Annotated in this window: 16 protein-coding genes; all 16 read right to left on the bottom strand. The window is 69.0% G+C overall.

Annotation, left to right across the window (positions count from 1 at the left end):
- Positions 1-220: 220 nt before the first annotated feature.
- Positions 221-1,366 carry a DNA-processing protein DprA gene (gene dprA / locus ACGFNK_RS33285; RefSeq protein WP_393421957.1) on the bottom strand — a complete coding sequence of 382 codons (1,146 nt, stop codon included), beginning with the start codon at positions 1,364-1,366 and terminating at the stop codon, positions 221-223.
- Positions 1,367-1,427: 61 nt separating this feature from the next.
- Positions 1,428-3,062 carry a YifB family Mg chelatase-like AAA ATPase gene (locus ACGFNK_RS33280; RefSeq protein WP_393421834.1) on the bottom strand — a complete coding sequence of 545 codons (1,635 nt, stop codon included), beginning with the start codon at positions 3,060-3,062 and terminating at the stop codon, positions 1,428-1,430.
- Positions 3,062-3,433 carry a YraN family protein gene (locus tag ACGFNK_RS33275; protein ID WP_393421832.1) on the bottom strand — a complete coding sequence of 124 codons (372 nt, stop codon included), beginning with the start codon at positions 3,431-3,433 and terminating at the stop codon, positions 3,062-3,064. Before ACGFNK_RS33275 ends, ACGFNK_RS33280 begins: the two co-directional genes overlap by 1 nt.
- A gap of 152 nt (positions 3,434-3,585) precedes the next feature.
- A complete protein-coding gene (locus ACGFNK_RS33270; RefSeq protein ID WP_003993268.1) occupies positions 3,586-3,894 on the bottom strand; it encodes a DUF2469 domain-containing protein in 309 nt (102 codons plus the stop codon).
- A 55-nt stretch (positions 3,895-3,949) separates the two neighbouring features.
- Complete coding sequence (locus ACGFNK_RS33265; RefSeq protein ID WP_393421955.1) at positions 3,950-4,480, bottom strand: NUDIX hydrolase; 531 nt, start codon at positions 4,478-4,480, stop codon at positions 3,950-3,952.
- A gap of 1 nt (position 4,481) precedes the next feature.
- Positions 4,482-5,228, bottom strand: a complete 747-nt coding sequence (lepB, locus tag ACGFNK_RS33260; protein ID WP_393421830.1) for a signal peptidase I — start codon at positions 5,226-5,228, stop codon at positions 4,482-4,484.
- Between the two features lie 80 nt (positions 5,229-5,308).
- A complete protein-coding gene (gene lepB, locus ACGFNK_RS33255) occupies positions 5,309-6,265 on the bottom strand; it encodes a signal peptidase I (RefSeq protein WP_393421828.1) in 957 nt (318 codons plus the stop codon).
- Positions 6,174-7,235, bottom strand: a complete 1,062-nt coding sequence (gene lepB, locus ACGFNK_RS33250) for a signal peptidase I (RefSeq protein WP_393421826.1) — start codon at positions 7,233-7,235, stop codon at positions 6,174-6,176. Before lepB (ACGFNK_RS33250) ends, lepB (ACGFNK_RS33255) begins: the two co-directional genes overlap by 92 nt.
- Positions 7,228-7,968, bottom strand: a complete 741-nt coding sequence (lepB, locus tag ACGFNK_RS33245) for a signal peptidase I (RefSeq protein WP_393421824.1) — start codon at positions 7,966-7,968, stop codon at positions 7,228-7,230. Before lepB (ACGFNK_RS33245) ends, lepB (ACGFNK_RS33250) begins: the two co-directional genes overlap by 8 nt.
- 44 nt (positions 7,969-8,012) lie before the next feature.
- Positions 8,013-8,363 carry a 50S ribosomal protein L19 gene (gene rplS, locus ACGFNK_RS33240; RefSeq protein WP_019760519.1) on the bottom strand — a complete coding sequence of 117 codons (351 nt, stop codon included), beginning with the start codon at positions 8,361-8,363 and terminating at the stop codon, positions 8,013-8,015.
- Between the two features lie 134 nt (positions 8,364-8,497).
- A complete protein-coding gene (gene trmD, locus ACGFNK_RS33235) occupies positions 8,498-9,331 on the bottom strand; it encodes a tRNA (guanosine(37)-N1)-methyltransferase TrmD (protein ID WP_393421821.1) in 834 nt (277 codons plus the stop codon).
- A complete protein-coding gene (gene rimM / locus ACGFNK_RS33230) occupies positions 9,331-9,921 on the bottom strand; it encodes a ribosome maturation factor RimM (RefSeq protein ID WP_393421819.1) in 591 nt (196 codons plus the stop codon). Before rimM ends, trmD begins: the two co-directional genes overlap by 1 nt.
- 124 nt (positions 9,922-10,045) lie before the next feature.
- Positions 10,046-10,285, bottom strand: coding sequence for an RNA-binding protein (locus ACGFNK_RS33225; RefSeq protein ID WP_327353152.1), 240 nt, complete (start codon positions 10,283-10,285; stop codon positions 10,046-10,048).
- 2 nt (positions 10,286-10,287) lie between these two features.
- Positions 10,288-10,716, bottom strand: coding sequence for a 30S ribosomal protein S16 (rpsP, locus tag ACGFNK_RS33220; protein WP_386346500.1), 429 nt, complete (start codon positions 10,714-10,716; stop codon positions 10,288-10,290).
- 225 nt (positions 10,717-10,941) lie between these two features.
- Positions 10,942-11,538 carry a hypothetical protein gene (locus ACGFNK_RS33215; RefSeq protein ID WP_393421816.1) on the bottom strand — a complete coding sequence of 199 codons (597 nt, stop codon included), beginning with the start codon at positions 11,536-11,538 and terminating at the stop codon, positions 10,942-10,944.
- A 250-nt stretch (positions 11,539-11,788) separates the two neighbouring features.
- Complete coding sequence (gene proS, locus ACGFNK_RS33210; protein WP_393421815.1) at positions 11,789-13,231, bottom strand: proline--tRNA ligase; 1,443 nt, start codon at positions 13,229-13,231, stop codon at positions 11,789-11,791.
- Positions 13,232-13,437: the final 206 nt, after the last annotated feature.

Raw genomic sequence — 13,437 nt, 5'->3', positions numbered from 1 at the left:
TCTGAGTTGCTTGGGTCCTTGTCTGATTCGTAATCCTCGTGAGCGTAGCGTGACTGAGGAGTCGCAGTGAGCGAAGAGCGGGGTATCCACCGTGCGCAGATACGTTCCGCTGGGCGCCCCTCAGGGTCAGGTCCGTCGCCGTACGTGACCACCGCGAGGCACCAACTGCGGGAACTGCCAGGCACATCGGGGTGTCGCCCGGACGGAGGAACACGCTGGGTCAGCATCGCCCCCGATCCGGGTGGACGGGGATCACCGCTTCGCGTGTCAACTTCCAGCCGTCGCCGTGTCGTTCGACGTAGCCAAGTGACCGGAGTTCGTACAGCCTGCCGATCGCGTCGTCCTGCGTCGTCCCGGCACCTCTGGCGATCTCCTCAGCCGGCGCGGTACCTCGGGCGGGCAGCGCGGCAAGCACTCGGCGGGCGTCCGGGTCCAGGAGGTCCCGCGGCAGCACCGGCCCGCGCCGGTCCGGCGCCAGGTCACCCATGTCGCCGACCAGCTCGGCAATCTCGGCGGCGTCGGTGACGAGCACCGCGTCCCCACGCAGCAGTTCGTGCACACCGGCCGACAGCCCGCTGGTGGCGGGGCCCGGCACTCCTATCGTGTAGCGCCCCAACCGCTGTGCGGCGCGCGCGGTCACCAGCGCCCCGCTGCGGTAGGCCGCCTCGACGACCACCGTGCCGCGGGTCAGCGCCGCGATGACCCTGTTGCGGAGGATGAATCTGCTCGGTGTCGGGTGATCACCGGGTGGCAACTCGCCGACGACCAGGCCCTGTTCGGCGATCCTGGTGATCAACTGGGTGTGTCCGCGCGGGTACGGCTGGTCGACCCCGCAGGCGAGCACGGCGACGGTGGCTCCGCCGGCCCCGAGCGCACCGCGATGCGCCGCGCCGTCGACTCCGTACGCGCCCCCTGACACCACGACCCAGCCCCGCTCCGCGAGCCCCGCGCCGAGGGTGGCCGCCATATGGGCGCCGTACTCGGTGCAGGCCCGGGCGCCCACGACCGCGACGGACCGCAGCGCCCATATCCGCAGGTTGGGCCGCCCTCGCACCCACAGTCCGATGGGCCGCGCGTCCCCCAGGTCGTCGAGCTGCGCCGACCACTCGGGGTCCCCTGGACACACGAAACGCATCCCAACGTCCCGCGCCGCCGCCAGGTCCCGCTCCGGATCCGCCCGCTGTGCCCTGGCCCGCAGGCCCGCCCACCGTTTGTCCGTCACCCCCGGCAGCTGTTCCCCTTGTCCGGAGAGGCGGCGCACTACCTCGCCGGCCCCCAGCCGCCGGAGCCAGCGCCCGCAGACCTCGTCCCCGGGCTCGACGACGCGGGCGAGGAAAACCCGGTGGAGCCGCTCTCCGTCCCCGATCAACCAGTCGCCGCCCCCGCTCCTTCCCTCGCTGCCCCCGCTCACGCGCTCATCACCCCGCTCACGACATCGCTCCGATCGCCATGGGCACTCCCCGCGGCACCCCTGTGCGCAACTGCAGGGCGAGAGCGACATCCGTGGCCTCGGGCCGGTCGTGGCCGACGAGGTCCGCGACGGTCCAGGCCACGCGCAGTACGCGGTCGAGGCCGCGCGCGGTGAGGAGGCCGCGCTCCAGGCCCCGTTCGGCTTCGTCCATGGCACCAATCGAGGCGTACCACCGGCTGCGCAGTTCGCTTCCGGGGACCTCGCTGTTCGTCCGCCACGGCGTGTCCGTCAGGCGGGCGGCCGCGCGCTCCCTGGCCGCTCGTACCCGGTCGGCGACTGTCGCGGTGGATTCGCCCCGCATGCCTGCGTCGATCAGCGCCGAGCGCGTGACGCGGTCCACCTCGACCCTGAGGTCGACCCGGTCGAGCAGCGGACCGGAGAGCCTGGCCTGGTACCGGCGGATCATCGGAGTAGAGCACTCGCACGAGCTACCCGCCTGCGGCGCCTGCGAGAAGCGGCCACAGGGGCATGGATTGGCCGCGAGCACCATCAGAAATCTCGCCGGGAAGCGTACGACACCTGCGGTGCGCGCGATCACGATGTGTCCCGCCTCCAAAGGCTGGCGCAGCGCGTCCAGCGCCCGGCTGCTGAATTCTGGGGTTTCGTCCAGAAAAAGAACCCCGCGGTGAGACAGCGACACCGCGCCGGGTCGTGCGATTCCCTGGCCGCCACCGACCAGGGACTGCATCGTCGCCGAGTGGTGGGGCGCGCAGTAGGGCGGGATGTCGATGAGCGGCTTTCCCGGAGGGAGCAGGCCCGCGACGGAATGGACCGCCGTGACCTCAAGGGACTCCTCCCTGCCCAGCCGCGGCAGGATGGCAGGCAGCCGCTCGGCGAGCATCGTCTTGCCTGCGCCTGGCGGGCCTTCCAAGAACAGATGGTGTCCGCCGGCCGCGGCGATCTCCACCGCCGTCCGCGCCGAAGTCTGGCCGACGACATCGGCGAGGTCATGGTCCTGATCGTGCTGCGCGGCGCCCATGCCGTGCATGCCTGAGGCGGCGCGTGTACCCGGCATACGAAGGCCCGCGAGGAGCGGGTCGGGGCGGCCCTGTTCGTCCGCTTCCTCTTCGGGCACCGGCTCGTCCGTGAGGACGGCGATCAGCTGGCGCAGGCTGCGGACGCCGAGCACCGAGACGCCGGGCACCAGCGAAGCCTCGGCAGCGGCGCACTCGGGCACCACCACCTGTTCGTATCCGGCGTCCGCCGCCGCCAGCACCGCGGGCAGCACGCCCCGTACCGGCCGCACCCGGCCGTCCAGGCCCAGCTCCCCGATCATCACGATGTCGGGGAGAACCCGTGGGTCGATCCGCTCGGAGGCTCCCAGTACGGCGCAAGCGACAGCGAGATCAAACCCACTGCCGCCCTTCGGCACCGACGCCGGGCTGAGTCCCACCGTGAGCTTCTTCTGGGGCCACTCGCCGCCGGAGTTGACCACGGCCGCCCTGACTCGGTCCCGGCTCTCGGTCAGGCTCTTGTCGGGCAGGCCCACCAGCGTGAACGCCGCGACCCCCGGCTCCAGGTCCGCCTGGACCTCGACGACGACGCCCTCCACGCCGACCAGCGCCACCGAGCACGTACGGGCGAAACCCATCAGGCCACCCCCCGTACATGCTCGACGACGGGCGCGCCGCGGTCGGGGAGAAGGACGCCGACGACATCGATCCGTACGCCGCCGGGTGGCGCCCCTCCGTGTTCCTGCACCCAGCGCTCGGCCAGGCCTCGCAGTCGCTCCGCCTTGAGGGGCGTAATGGCGGCCATCGGGTGCTCGAAGGCACCGGCCCGGCGGGTCTTGACCTCGCAGACGACCACCGCGTCGCCGTCCCGGGCCACGATGTCGATCTCACCGGTCCTGCCACAGCGCCAGTTGCGCTCCAGGACCGTCATCCCGGCCTCGCCAAGCCGCCGCGCGGCCAGATCCTCGCCGTACTGGCCGAGTGCGCCCCGTGCATTGCGTGCGTTCATGTCGGCACCACCTCCGGCGCCAACGATGAGGGCAGCTCAGCAAGCTATTGGATCTTGGTGGACAACCCTGGGCTTGTGGACAAAGTCGCCGCTCCTGCGGGTGATCAGCGGCCGCCGGCACCTCCAGGTCAGCGGCGGCCGACAGCTCCGGGTCAGCCGCTCGGCAGCTCCAGGTCGCTCTTGTTCAGCTCCTCAATGTTCACGTCCTTGAACGTGAGTACCCGGACCTGCTTCACGAAACGAGCAGGCCGGTACATGTCCCACACCCAGGCATCCGCCATGGACACCTCGAAAAACACCTCACCCTGAACCGAGTGGACCTGCATCTCATAGTCGTTGGTGAGGTAGAAGCGCCGCTCGGTCTCGATCACGTATTTGAACAGACCGACGACATCGCGGTACTCCCGGTAGAGCTTCAGCTCCATCTCGGTCTCGTACTTCTCGAGGTCCTCGGCGCTCATGGCATGTTCCCCTTCAGCCGTGCGTCCCCCTATTGTGCGCCAGCCTCGCGAGCCCCTAGACGATTTCGGTGTCCAGGATCTCCGGCCTGGCCGGGGGCCCCTCGTCGAGCAGCCTGCGCAGCAGCTCGGCGAGTCTGGTCGGATACACCGTCTCATGTGCCTGGAGTAGTTCGTGGCACGTCCACCAGCGTGCACCTGCGACACTGCGCCGTTCCAGCTCGGTCAGGCCCAGGGCCTGGGTCGCCGTCTGACTCGTACGGGCCAGGTAGTACCACTCGTCCTGGTCCCAGCGGCGCCCCGCGAACGGGAAGGAGCACGTCCGCCGCCACAGCACCGGGCCGAGCTCGACGTCGGTGATGCCGGTCTCCTCCGCGAGTTCCCGCAATGCGGCTTCCTCGCGCGTCTCGTCGCCTTCCACGCCGCCGCCCGGAGTGAACCACCAGTTGTCCGACGGATCACCGGGCTCGTGGCCGTGCAGCAGCAGGATGCGGTCCCGCGGATCGAGAAGCACCACCCGCGCGACTCTCCGCAGCTCACCGAGCCCCTCCTGTCCCTCGGGCGGCAGCTCACCGAGGCCTTGAGGCACGTCAGCCGACAAGAACCTGCTCCTTGGCCGGCCCACCGCTCCGCCGCCGCGCCGCCCGCTTGGCGAGCGGCCCGTACGCGGCCCCGCCGAGGACGAGCACCGCGCCCGCCACGATCACGGCGAGGACCAGCCTCAGGGGCCCGGGCTGGGAAATGCCGCCCAGTGCCTCGAAGCCGGTGGCACGGTCCAGAACCCCGTTCATGGGCCACACCACCGCATCGACCCGCGCGTCCACCGAACCGCGCGGCACCGAACCGTTGCCGGCCTCCGTGAGATGGGCGGTCGAATCGAGGGAGCCGCTGCGCTCGTCACCGAGCAGGAAGAGCCGGCCCTCGGGAACCGTGACGGTCGGGATCTTGCTCGCCTGGGCCTCGGAGCCCTTGGCCAGATACGGTTCGTCGATCTGCTTGCCGTTGACGGTCAGCTTGCCGTCCGTGCAGCAGGCGACCGTGTCGCCGCCGACCGCGACGACCCGCTTGACCATGGGGACGTTGCCCCAGCTGGCCTGCTTGAAGACGACGACGTCGCCGCGCTGGACCTCACTGCCGTCGATCCGCTCGGCGAGGATCCGGTCGCCGGCCGCGATGGTGGGCGACATTGAGGCCGTCGGCACGGTGTAGGGCTGGTAGACGACCGCGCCCCACGCGAACCCTCCGAGGAAGAGCACACAGCCGAGGGCCACAGCCAGGTTCGACAGCATGCTGCCGAGCCGTCCCTGGCCCTCGTCCGTACGACGTGTCTGGCTCATCCCAGTGCTCCCCCAACTCGGAGAATCGACCCCGGGGCGCTCGTTGTGGCCCCGGAAGATCGGCGATCTGGGACGGCACCCTACCTGGCGGTACCCCGCCCAGAAACCCTGGTGTTTTCGACGGTGATCCGGCGCCTGCGCCACAACACCAGGGGCACCGCGCCCGCGAGGCCGAGCGCACCGGGAGCCGCGGCGCTGAGTCCCTGGTCGAAGGTTTCCGGCACCGGCAGCGTGGACCAGCGGGTGGGCGGCCAGGCGACCACGATGGCGCGGCCCACGACGTTGTCCGCGGGGACGAAGCCTTCGTTGTCGTCCTGCTGGTGGTAGCGGGAGTCCAGCGAGTTCTGCCGGTGGTCACCCATGACCCAGATTTTGCCCGGGGGTACCGTCTTCTTGAACTGGCCGCCCGAGTCGTCGTTGCTGCACGGCGTGTCCCCTGGGTACACGTAAGGCTCGTCCAGCTCCTTGCCGTTGACCTTCAGCGGCCCGGTGCCCTTGCACTCGACGGTGTCTCCGGCGACCGCGACGACCCGCTTGATGAGGTCTTTCTCGTCGGCGGACGGCATCAGGCCGATCCAGCTGAGGGCCGTCTGGACCGCGTTCGGACTCGGGGCCGGTTCGCCCGCCAGCCAGCCGTCGGGGTCGTGGAAGACGACGACCTCGCCGCGCTCGGGCTCGGAGCCGAACCACGGGGTGAGCTTGTCGACCAGGACGCGGTCACCCTGCTGAAGGGTGTTCTGCATCGAGTCCGAGGGGATCGAGAACGCCTGCACCAGGAAGGTTTTGATCAGCAGCGCGAGGATCAGCGCGATACCGATCAGGAGCGGGAGTTCCTTCCAGAAGGACCGCTGCTTCTTCGGCTTCGGGGCGTCCCCGCCGCCCTGCTCGTCGTCCCCGTCGTCGCCGTCTCCGGCTCCGGAGCCACCTCCGGAGGGCACGACGTCTTCAGTGGCCGGGGGAGCCGTCTTCTCGGGGTGCTCCGGTTTCTCCTCCGGACCCTCGTGTCCGGACCGTGCTCCGACCGCCAAATCCCCCACATCCACTCCTCACTCCGTGCCACCGGCCGCGCCCGATGCGGCGCAGGCCCACCACTCCCATAACGAGCGGGAGTTCCGCAGGGCTCGGGAGCGGGATCAATCCGTATCGATCCGCATTGGCCAGCCTATGCGACGCGCCCAGGGCGGTGGTCGATCCGCCGGGCGCGTCGGGCACGGACACATAGGTGTCCTGTTCTTCCAGACCTCGCCAGTGGCCGATGGGCCAGGCGATGACCATGGCGCGGCCGACGACCTCCTCCTCGGAAACGGTGCCGTTGTAGGCCTCGGTGCGGTGGAAACGGGAGTCGGCGGAGTTTTCCCGGTGGTCGCCCATGACCCACAGACGGCCTGCGGGCACCTTCACCTCGAACGGGATCGAGGAGGGTTTGTTGCCGGGATGGATGTAAGCCTCATTGATCGGCATGCCGTTGACGGTGACGCGGCCCTGGGCGTCGCAGCACTTGACGGTGTCACCGCCGACCGCGACGACCCGCTTGATCAGGTCCCGTTCGTTCTCGGAGGGCAGCAGGCCGATGAAGGTCAGCACTTGCTTGACCTGCTTGACGACGATGGGGTCTTCGTTCTTCGCGATCGGCTGCTCGTCCTCGAGCCATCCCCCGGGGTCCTTGAAGACGACGACGTCGCCGCGTGTGGGCTTCGAGCCGAACCACGGGGTGAGCTTGTCGACCAGGACGCGGTCGCCGATCCGGATCGTCTGTTCCATGGAGCCCGACGGGATCACGAAGGCCTGGACGAGGAACGTCTTCAGGACGAGGGCTATGAGCAGGGCGACACCTATGAGGAGCGGTATCTCCTTGACCGCCGAGCGTTGCCTGCGCCGCTTGACCTTGCGGGCGAGCTTGCGCCGCTCGGCCCGGCCCGGGCCTACGCGGCCACTGGTGGGCCGGTATCCGGTGGGCAGTCGGGTGTCGACACGGTGGCTTCCGCGCGGTCGTCCTCGATTACCCATGCGCACCGACCGTTGTGTTCAGCTCGTTCGCCTCCGGGTCGGGCACGCGCGCGTAGACATCGGCGGGCTCCAGGCGGGTCCAGTGGTCAGTGGGCCAGGCGATCCAGTCGGCTCTGCCGATCACATCACCGACGGGGACCATGCCTCCGCCCGGTGAGCCGAGATGGTCGCGGGAGTCGCTGGAGTCGCCGCGGTGGTCTCCGAGGACGAACAGGGTGCCGTCTGGCACAACGACGTCGAAGGGGGCCTCGGACGGCTTGTTCCCCGGGTACAGAAACGTCGATTCGTCGACCGACCGGCCGTTCACCTCGATCCTCCCCTGCCTGTCGCAGCAGACCACATGGTCTCCCCCCACACCGGCTACTCGTTTGATGTAGTCGGCGGTACCGAAATGGCCGGTGCCGTCGAACACGACGACATCGCCGCGGTTCGGCTCGGCACCAAAACGGTACGCCAACTTATTTACGAGAACGCGGTCCCCGATCCTCAATCCTGGCTCCATCGAACCACTGGGAATTTGGAACGGCTGCACCACAAACCGACTCAAAAGCAGCAGAAAAACCAAGGAGGCGAGCACTGTGAGGCTGATGCGACCACCGGGAAGCCACTCGGCGGTCCAGGACACCAACGAGAAACGCGACCGTCCTTCCGTCCCCTCTGTGCCCGAGATCTCCTCGGCTTCGGTGGGGCGGGAGGAGCGGTCGCGCTCCGTCGACTGTGCTTCGGCGTCCATCGGGCCAGATGCTATCCGGCCCTCTTGTGGACCCCGGCGCGAGCTCAGCTCTCGCGCTTCTCCTTGATCTTCGCGGCCTTGCCGCGCAGGTCGCGCAGGTAGTACAGCTTGGCGCGACGGACGTCACCGCGGGTGACGAGCTCGATCTTCTCGACGATCGGGGTGTGCACCGGGAAGGTGCGCTCGACGCCGACGGAGAACGAGACCTTGCGGACCGTGAAGGTCTCGCGGACACCGGCGCCCTGGCGACGGATGACTACGCCCTTGAACTGCTGCACACGGGAGCGGTTGCCCTCGATGACGCGTACGTGGACGTTGACCGTGTCGCCCGGGCGGAAGGCCGGGACGTCGCTGCGCAGCGACGCGGCGTCGACGGAGTCGAGCAGGTGAGACATGATCGTCTGCTTTCTTCGCTGATGCCACAGGTCATCAACGGGAACTAGGTTTCCGGGAGGTGTGCTGCCGTGTCGGGGCGGGCGTCCTATCCCCCTGTGGCAGGGGCGCACGCTGGACGACGTACAGCAGCGGTCTATTCTTCCACGCCCTCTGGCCTGCGCCAAAATCGGCCGTAGGCCTTCCCCTCCGGGTCCGGCGCCCAGCCAAGGATGGAGAGCATTTCGCGGTCCTTCTTGTCGAAGACCGAGGGGTCGCAGCGCTCGATGAGGTCTGGCCGGTTGGCTGTCGTACGCCGCAGGGCCTCGTCGCGGCGCCAGCGGGCGATCTTCCCGTGGTGGCCGCTGAGCAGGACGTCCGGGATGCCTCGGCCGCGCCACTGGGGCGGCTTCGTATAAACGGGCCCCTCCAGGAGGCTCGCCATGGCGCCGGGTGCGAAGGAGTCGTCCCTGTGTGACTCGGCATTGCCCAGGACTCCGGGCAGCAGTCGCGCCACGGCCTCCGTGATCACGAGTACGGCAGCCTCGCCGCCGGCCAGGACGTAGTCGCCGATGGAGACCTCGTGGACGGGCATCCGGGTCGCGTACTCGTCGATGACGCGGCGGTCGATGCCCTCGTAGCGAGCCGGCCCGAAGAGCAGCCAGGGCCGCTCGGAGAGCTCGACGGCGAGTTCCTGGGTGAAGGGCCGTCCGCTGGGCGTGGGGACGACCAGGGCGGGCTCGTGGGAGCCGGTCTCGTAGCCGTCTGCGAGCACGGAGTCCAGGGCCTCGCCCCAGGGCTCGGTCTTCATGACCATGCCGGGGCCGCCGCCGTAGGGGGTGTCGTCGACGGTGCTGTGCCGGTCGTACGTCCACTGCCGCAGATCATGGACGTGCACATTCAGCTGTCCACGCGCGCGTGCCTTGCCGACGAGGGAGACGTTCAGGGGCTCCAGGTACTCGGGGAAGATCGTGACGACGTCGAGCCGCATTACGCCTCTTCCCCGGAGGACGTGTTCCCGACGTCGGAGGACGTGTTGTCGGCGTCGTCCCTGGAGGAGACGATTTCCGCCTGGTCGTCGATCAGTCCCGGCGGCGGGTCGATGACCGCCCGCTGCTCCTCCAGGTCGATCTCTACGACGATCTCCGCGACGAAGGGGATCAGCGCCTCGCTGCCGTCGGCCCGCTCCACCACAAACAGGTCCTGCGAGGGCAGATGCGAGATCTCCGTGATACGTCCGACCTCGGCGCCGTCCTTCGTGACGACGTCCAGGTCCATCAGCTGGTGGTCGTAGTACTCGTCCGGCTCCTCGGGCGTCGCATCCGGGTCGACCTCGGCGATCAGCAGGGTGTTGCGCAGCGCCTCGGCGGCGTTCCGGTCGCGTACGCCCTCGAAGCGCAGCAACAGCCGGCCGCTGTGCACACGGCCCGTCTCGATGGTCAGCGGACCGGCCGAGGCGGGGTCCGTGGCCAGTACGGCGCCGGGCGCGAGCCGCAGCTCCGGCTCGTCGGTGCGTACCTCGACGGTGACCTCGCCCTTGATGCCGTGGGCGCGGCCGACGCGAGCGACTACCAGCTGCACTGTGTTTGATCTCCTGTCGTGTGCCTGCCGCATGAGTCGTGTGCCTACGGCATTACTCGTAGACGACTACGGGCCGGGGACGGCCCAGTGGCCCTCCCCGGCCCGAGCCGGTGTTGCGTATACGTCAGCGAACCTGATCCACGTCGACTAGGTCGACGCGGACACCACGGCCGCCGATGGCGCCCACGACAGTGCGCAGGGCGCGCGCGGTGCGGCCGTTGCGACCGATCACCTTGCCGAGGTCGTCGGGGTGCACCCGGACCTCGAGGACGCGCCCACGGCGCAGGGTGCGCGAGGCGACCTGCACATCGTCGGGGTTGTCCACGATGCCCTTCACGAGGTGCTCGAGAGCCTCCTCGAGCATGCTCAGGCCTCGGTCGACTCAGACGAAGACGACTCGGCCTTGGCCTCGTCCTTCTTCTCAGCCTTCTTCTTCTGGGTGATGGCCTCACCCTTGCCCTCGTCGTCGCCGCCCAGGGCCTCGAACGACGGACGCGCTGCCTTCTCGGCCGGCTGCAGCAGCGGCGGCGGGGCGGGCTCGCCCTTGTACTTCTGCCAGTCGCCGGTCTTCTTCAGGATGGCGAGAACCGGCTCGGTCGGCTGGGCGCCGACGGACAGCCAGTACTGCGCGCGCTCCGAGTCCACCTCGATGCGCGAGGGGTTCTGTACCGGGTGGTACAGGCCGATCTCCTCGATGGCCCGGCCGTCACGGCGGGTACGGGAGTCGGCGACGACGATGCGGTAGTGAGGCGCACGGATCTTGCCCAGACGCTTCAGCTTGATCTTGACTGCCACGGAAGTGGTGTCTCCTGGTCTTGACGTGGTTGGGCACGGCGAGATTGCCGCGTGGGGTTGCGGTACCCGAGTGCCCGATGGACGCGTCAGCCGGAGGAGAGAGGGGTCCTGTGCGGCTGTCGAGTACAGCCAGCCATTCTGCCATACGTGGACGGGCATGCCGAACCGGGGCCGTGGCCGTCACCAGGACGGCCACGGGCGTCACCGGCCCGTGAGGGGCGCCGCTCAGCCCGCTGCGGCGCCGACCACCTCGGGGATGCGGAACGGCTTCCCGCAGCCGCCGCAGACGATGGGTGCCTGGGCGAGTACCGACGGGACGACGCGGACGTTACGCCCACAGTCGCAGACCGCCTTGACCCGGACACCGCCTCCGGAGGAGCCGTGCCGGGCGGCCGGACCCCGGAAGCTGCGGGCCGTGTCGGCGGAGGTCGCGGCGGAGTGCGCCTTGAGGGCGCGGGTCAGCCGCTCGATCGTCGGGCGATAGCGCCGCTTCGCCTCGGGGCTGAGCGTGACCAGCGAGAAGCCACTGCTGGGATGCGGCTCCTCGGGGTGGTCGAGGCCCAACTCCTCGGCGATCGCGAGGAATCTGCGGTTGTGGTACCGGCCGGCGCGCGAGGTGTCACGGACTCCTCGGGCGGCGGCGATGCCGTGGACTGCCTCGTGAAGCAGTCGCTCGAAGGAGAGCTCGCGTCCGCAGGCGGACGACGACTCCCCGATCAGGGACTCGGGCGCGGCAAGATCCGGCAGTTCGGAGTGGTGCCGCTGAATGTCGGCCCACGCCCCTGCCAGCTCTGCGGCGAGAACAGGTGGTGTCGTGCTCACGTCGTGACAACGAGCCTGAGTGCCCGTGTGTTCCTATTCCGGGGCATCCCAAATAATTTGCACGTACCCGTCAGTTGCCGCTGATACGTCCGGACGAGGGCGGGTGCGCCGATCTGCGGAGAAGCCTCGCAGCTCACACCAATGCGGTACGTAGTTACACGTACGCCCCGGCACGTAGACGATGTCCGCGCACCGGGGCACCTGGAGTCATCAGATGCGCAAGGGGCGTTTCAGCCGCTCTCGTCGGGCGTCAGTAGGCGCGCGCGACAACGGCGACGTTACCGGGTGCGTCCTCGGACCCGGGAACCGACCCGTCCTCAGCGACCAGACAGCGTACGGTCACCGCGTGCTCGGCCAGCTTGGCCTCACCTTCCGCGCCGAGATCGGCCCACGGGATCCGCGCCCAGCCACCCGACGTCGCCGCCTCGACGGCCTCCGCGATCGTCGACACCTCAGCCGTACGGGACTCACGGCGCTCGCGCGACTGCCGCAGAAGCAGCGCCTGGTCCTCCTCGAGGACAGCGGGCAGCCGGCCGGCGAGCGAGTCGATCGCCACCGGCTCCTTGCCTCCCTCAGACTCCGTCCGGGAGGTACCCCCAGGAATGCGCCGGGCCAGCATCGCGGTGCCGCTCTCCAGGTCACGGGGGCCGACCTCGATGCGTACGGGTACGCCCTTGAGCTCCCAGTCGATGGCTCGGCGGCCGAACGGCAGGTCCGTGCGGTCGTCCACCTGGACGCGCACGCCCGCCGCCTTCAGCCGGTCGCCGATCTCGCGGACCTTGGCCAGAACCGCGTCATCGCCCTTCACGGCGAGGACTACGGCCTGGACGGCGGCGAGACGGGGCGGGATCCGGAGTCCGTCGTCGTCGCCGTGCATCATCACCAGGGCGCCGATCATGCGGGTCGTCGAGCCCCAGGAGGTCTGCCAGACCAGTTCCTGCGTGCCTTCCTTCGACAGGAAGCGGGTGTTGAACGCCTTCGCGAAGTTCTGGCCGAGTTCATGGCTGGTGCCCAGCTGGAGGGCCTTGCCGTCGCCCATCATGCCCTCGAGCGTGAGGGTGTTGACGGCGCCCGCGAAACGCTCCTTGACGGTCTTGCGGCCCAGGACGACATCCATCGCGAGGGTGTTCTCCATGAAGTCCGCGTAGACGTGGCGCTGGATACGTGCCGCGAAATCACGCGCCTCCTCGTACGTCGCGTGCGCGGTGTGCCCCTCCTGCCACAGGAACTCGGTGGTCCGCAGGAACAGGCGCGGGCGCAGCTCCCAGCGCACGACGTTCCCCCACTGGTTGATGAGCAGCGGAAGGTCCCGGTAGCTCTGCACCCATTTCGAGAAGGAAGCGTTGACGATCATCTCCGAGGTGGGGCGTACGACGGCGGGCTCCTCGAGCTCCTTGCCGCCGCCATGGGTGACCACGGCCAGCTCGGGCGCGAAACCGTCGACGTGATCGGCCTCCCTGGCGAGGTACGACTGCGGGATAAGGAGCGGGAAGTACGCGTTCTGGGTGCCTGTCTCCTTGATGCGGGCGTCCATGTCCTGCTGCATCCGCTCCCACAGCCCGTACCCATACGGTCGGATCACCATGGTGCCGCGCACCGGACCGTTGTCGGCCAGCTCGGCCTTGGTGATCAGATCCTGGTACCAGCGCGGAAAATCGTCCGCCCTGGGAGTGAGAACAGGTGCCTTCGCCATGGTGCGAAGGGTACGGCGGTCACTGTCCCGATCGTGACCGAATTATTCCTCCGCACGCGAAGCGGCCAGGGCGCATTGAGGCGCACACAGGTGGCACTCAAGCAGAAGGCCGCAACCCCTGGACGCCACGACGAGCGCGGAGTTTCCTGGCATACGGGGGGAGTAAGAGCGCATTGCACGGGGGCAAAGGAAACGGGGCACAGTAG

Origin of the sequence: Streptomyces sp. NPDC048825 (genome assembly GCF_043198355.1) — a bacterium.
Lineage (GTDB): Bacteria > Actinomycetota > Actinomycetes > Streptomycetales > Streptomycetaceae > Streptomyces > Streptomyces xiangluensis.
Note: the sequence above shows the minus strand (reverse complement) of the source record. Positions and strands in the feature narration are given on the sequence as shown.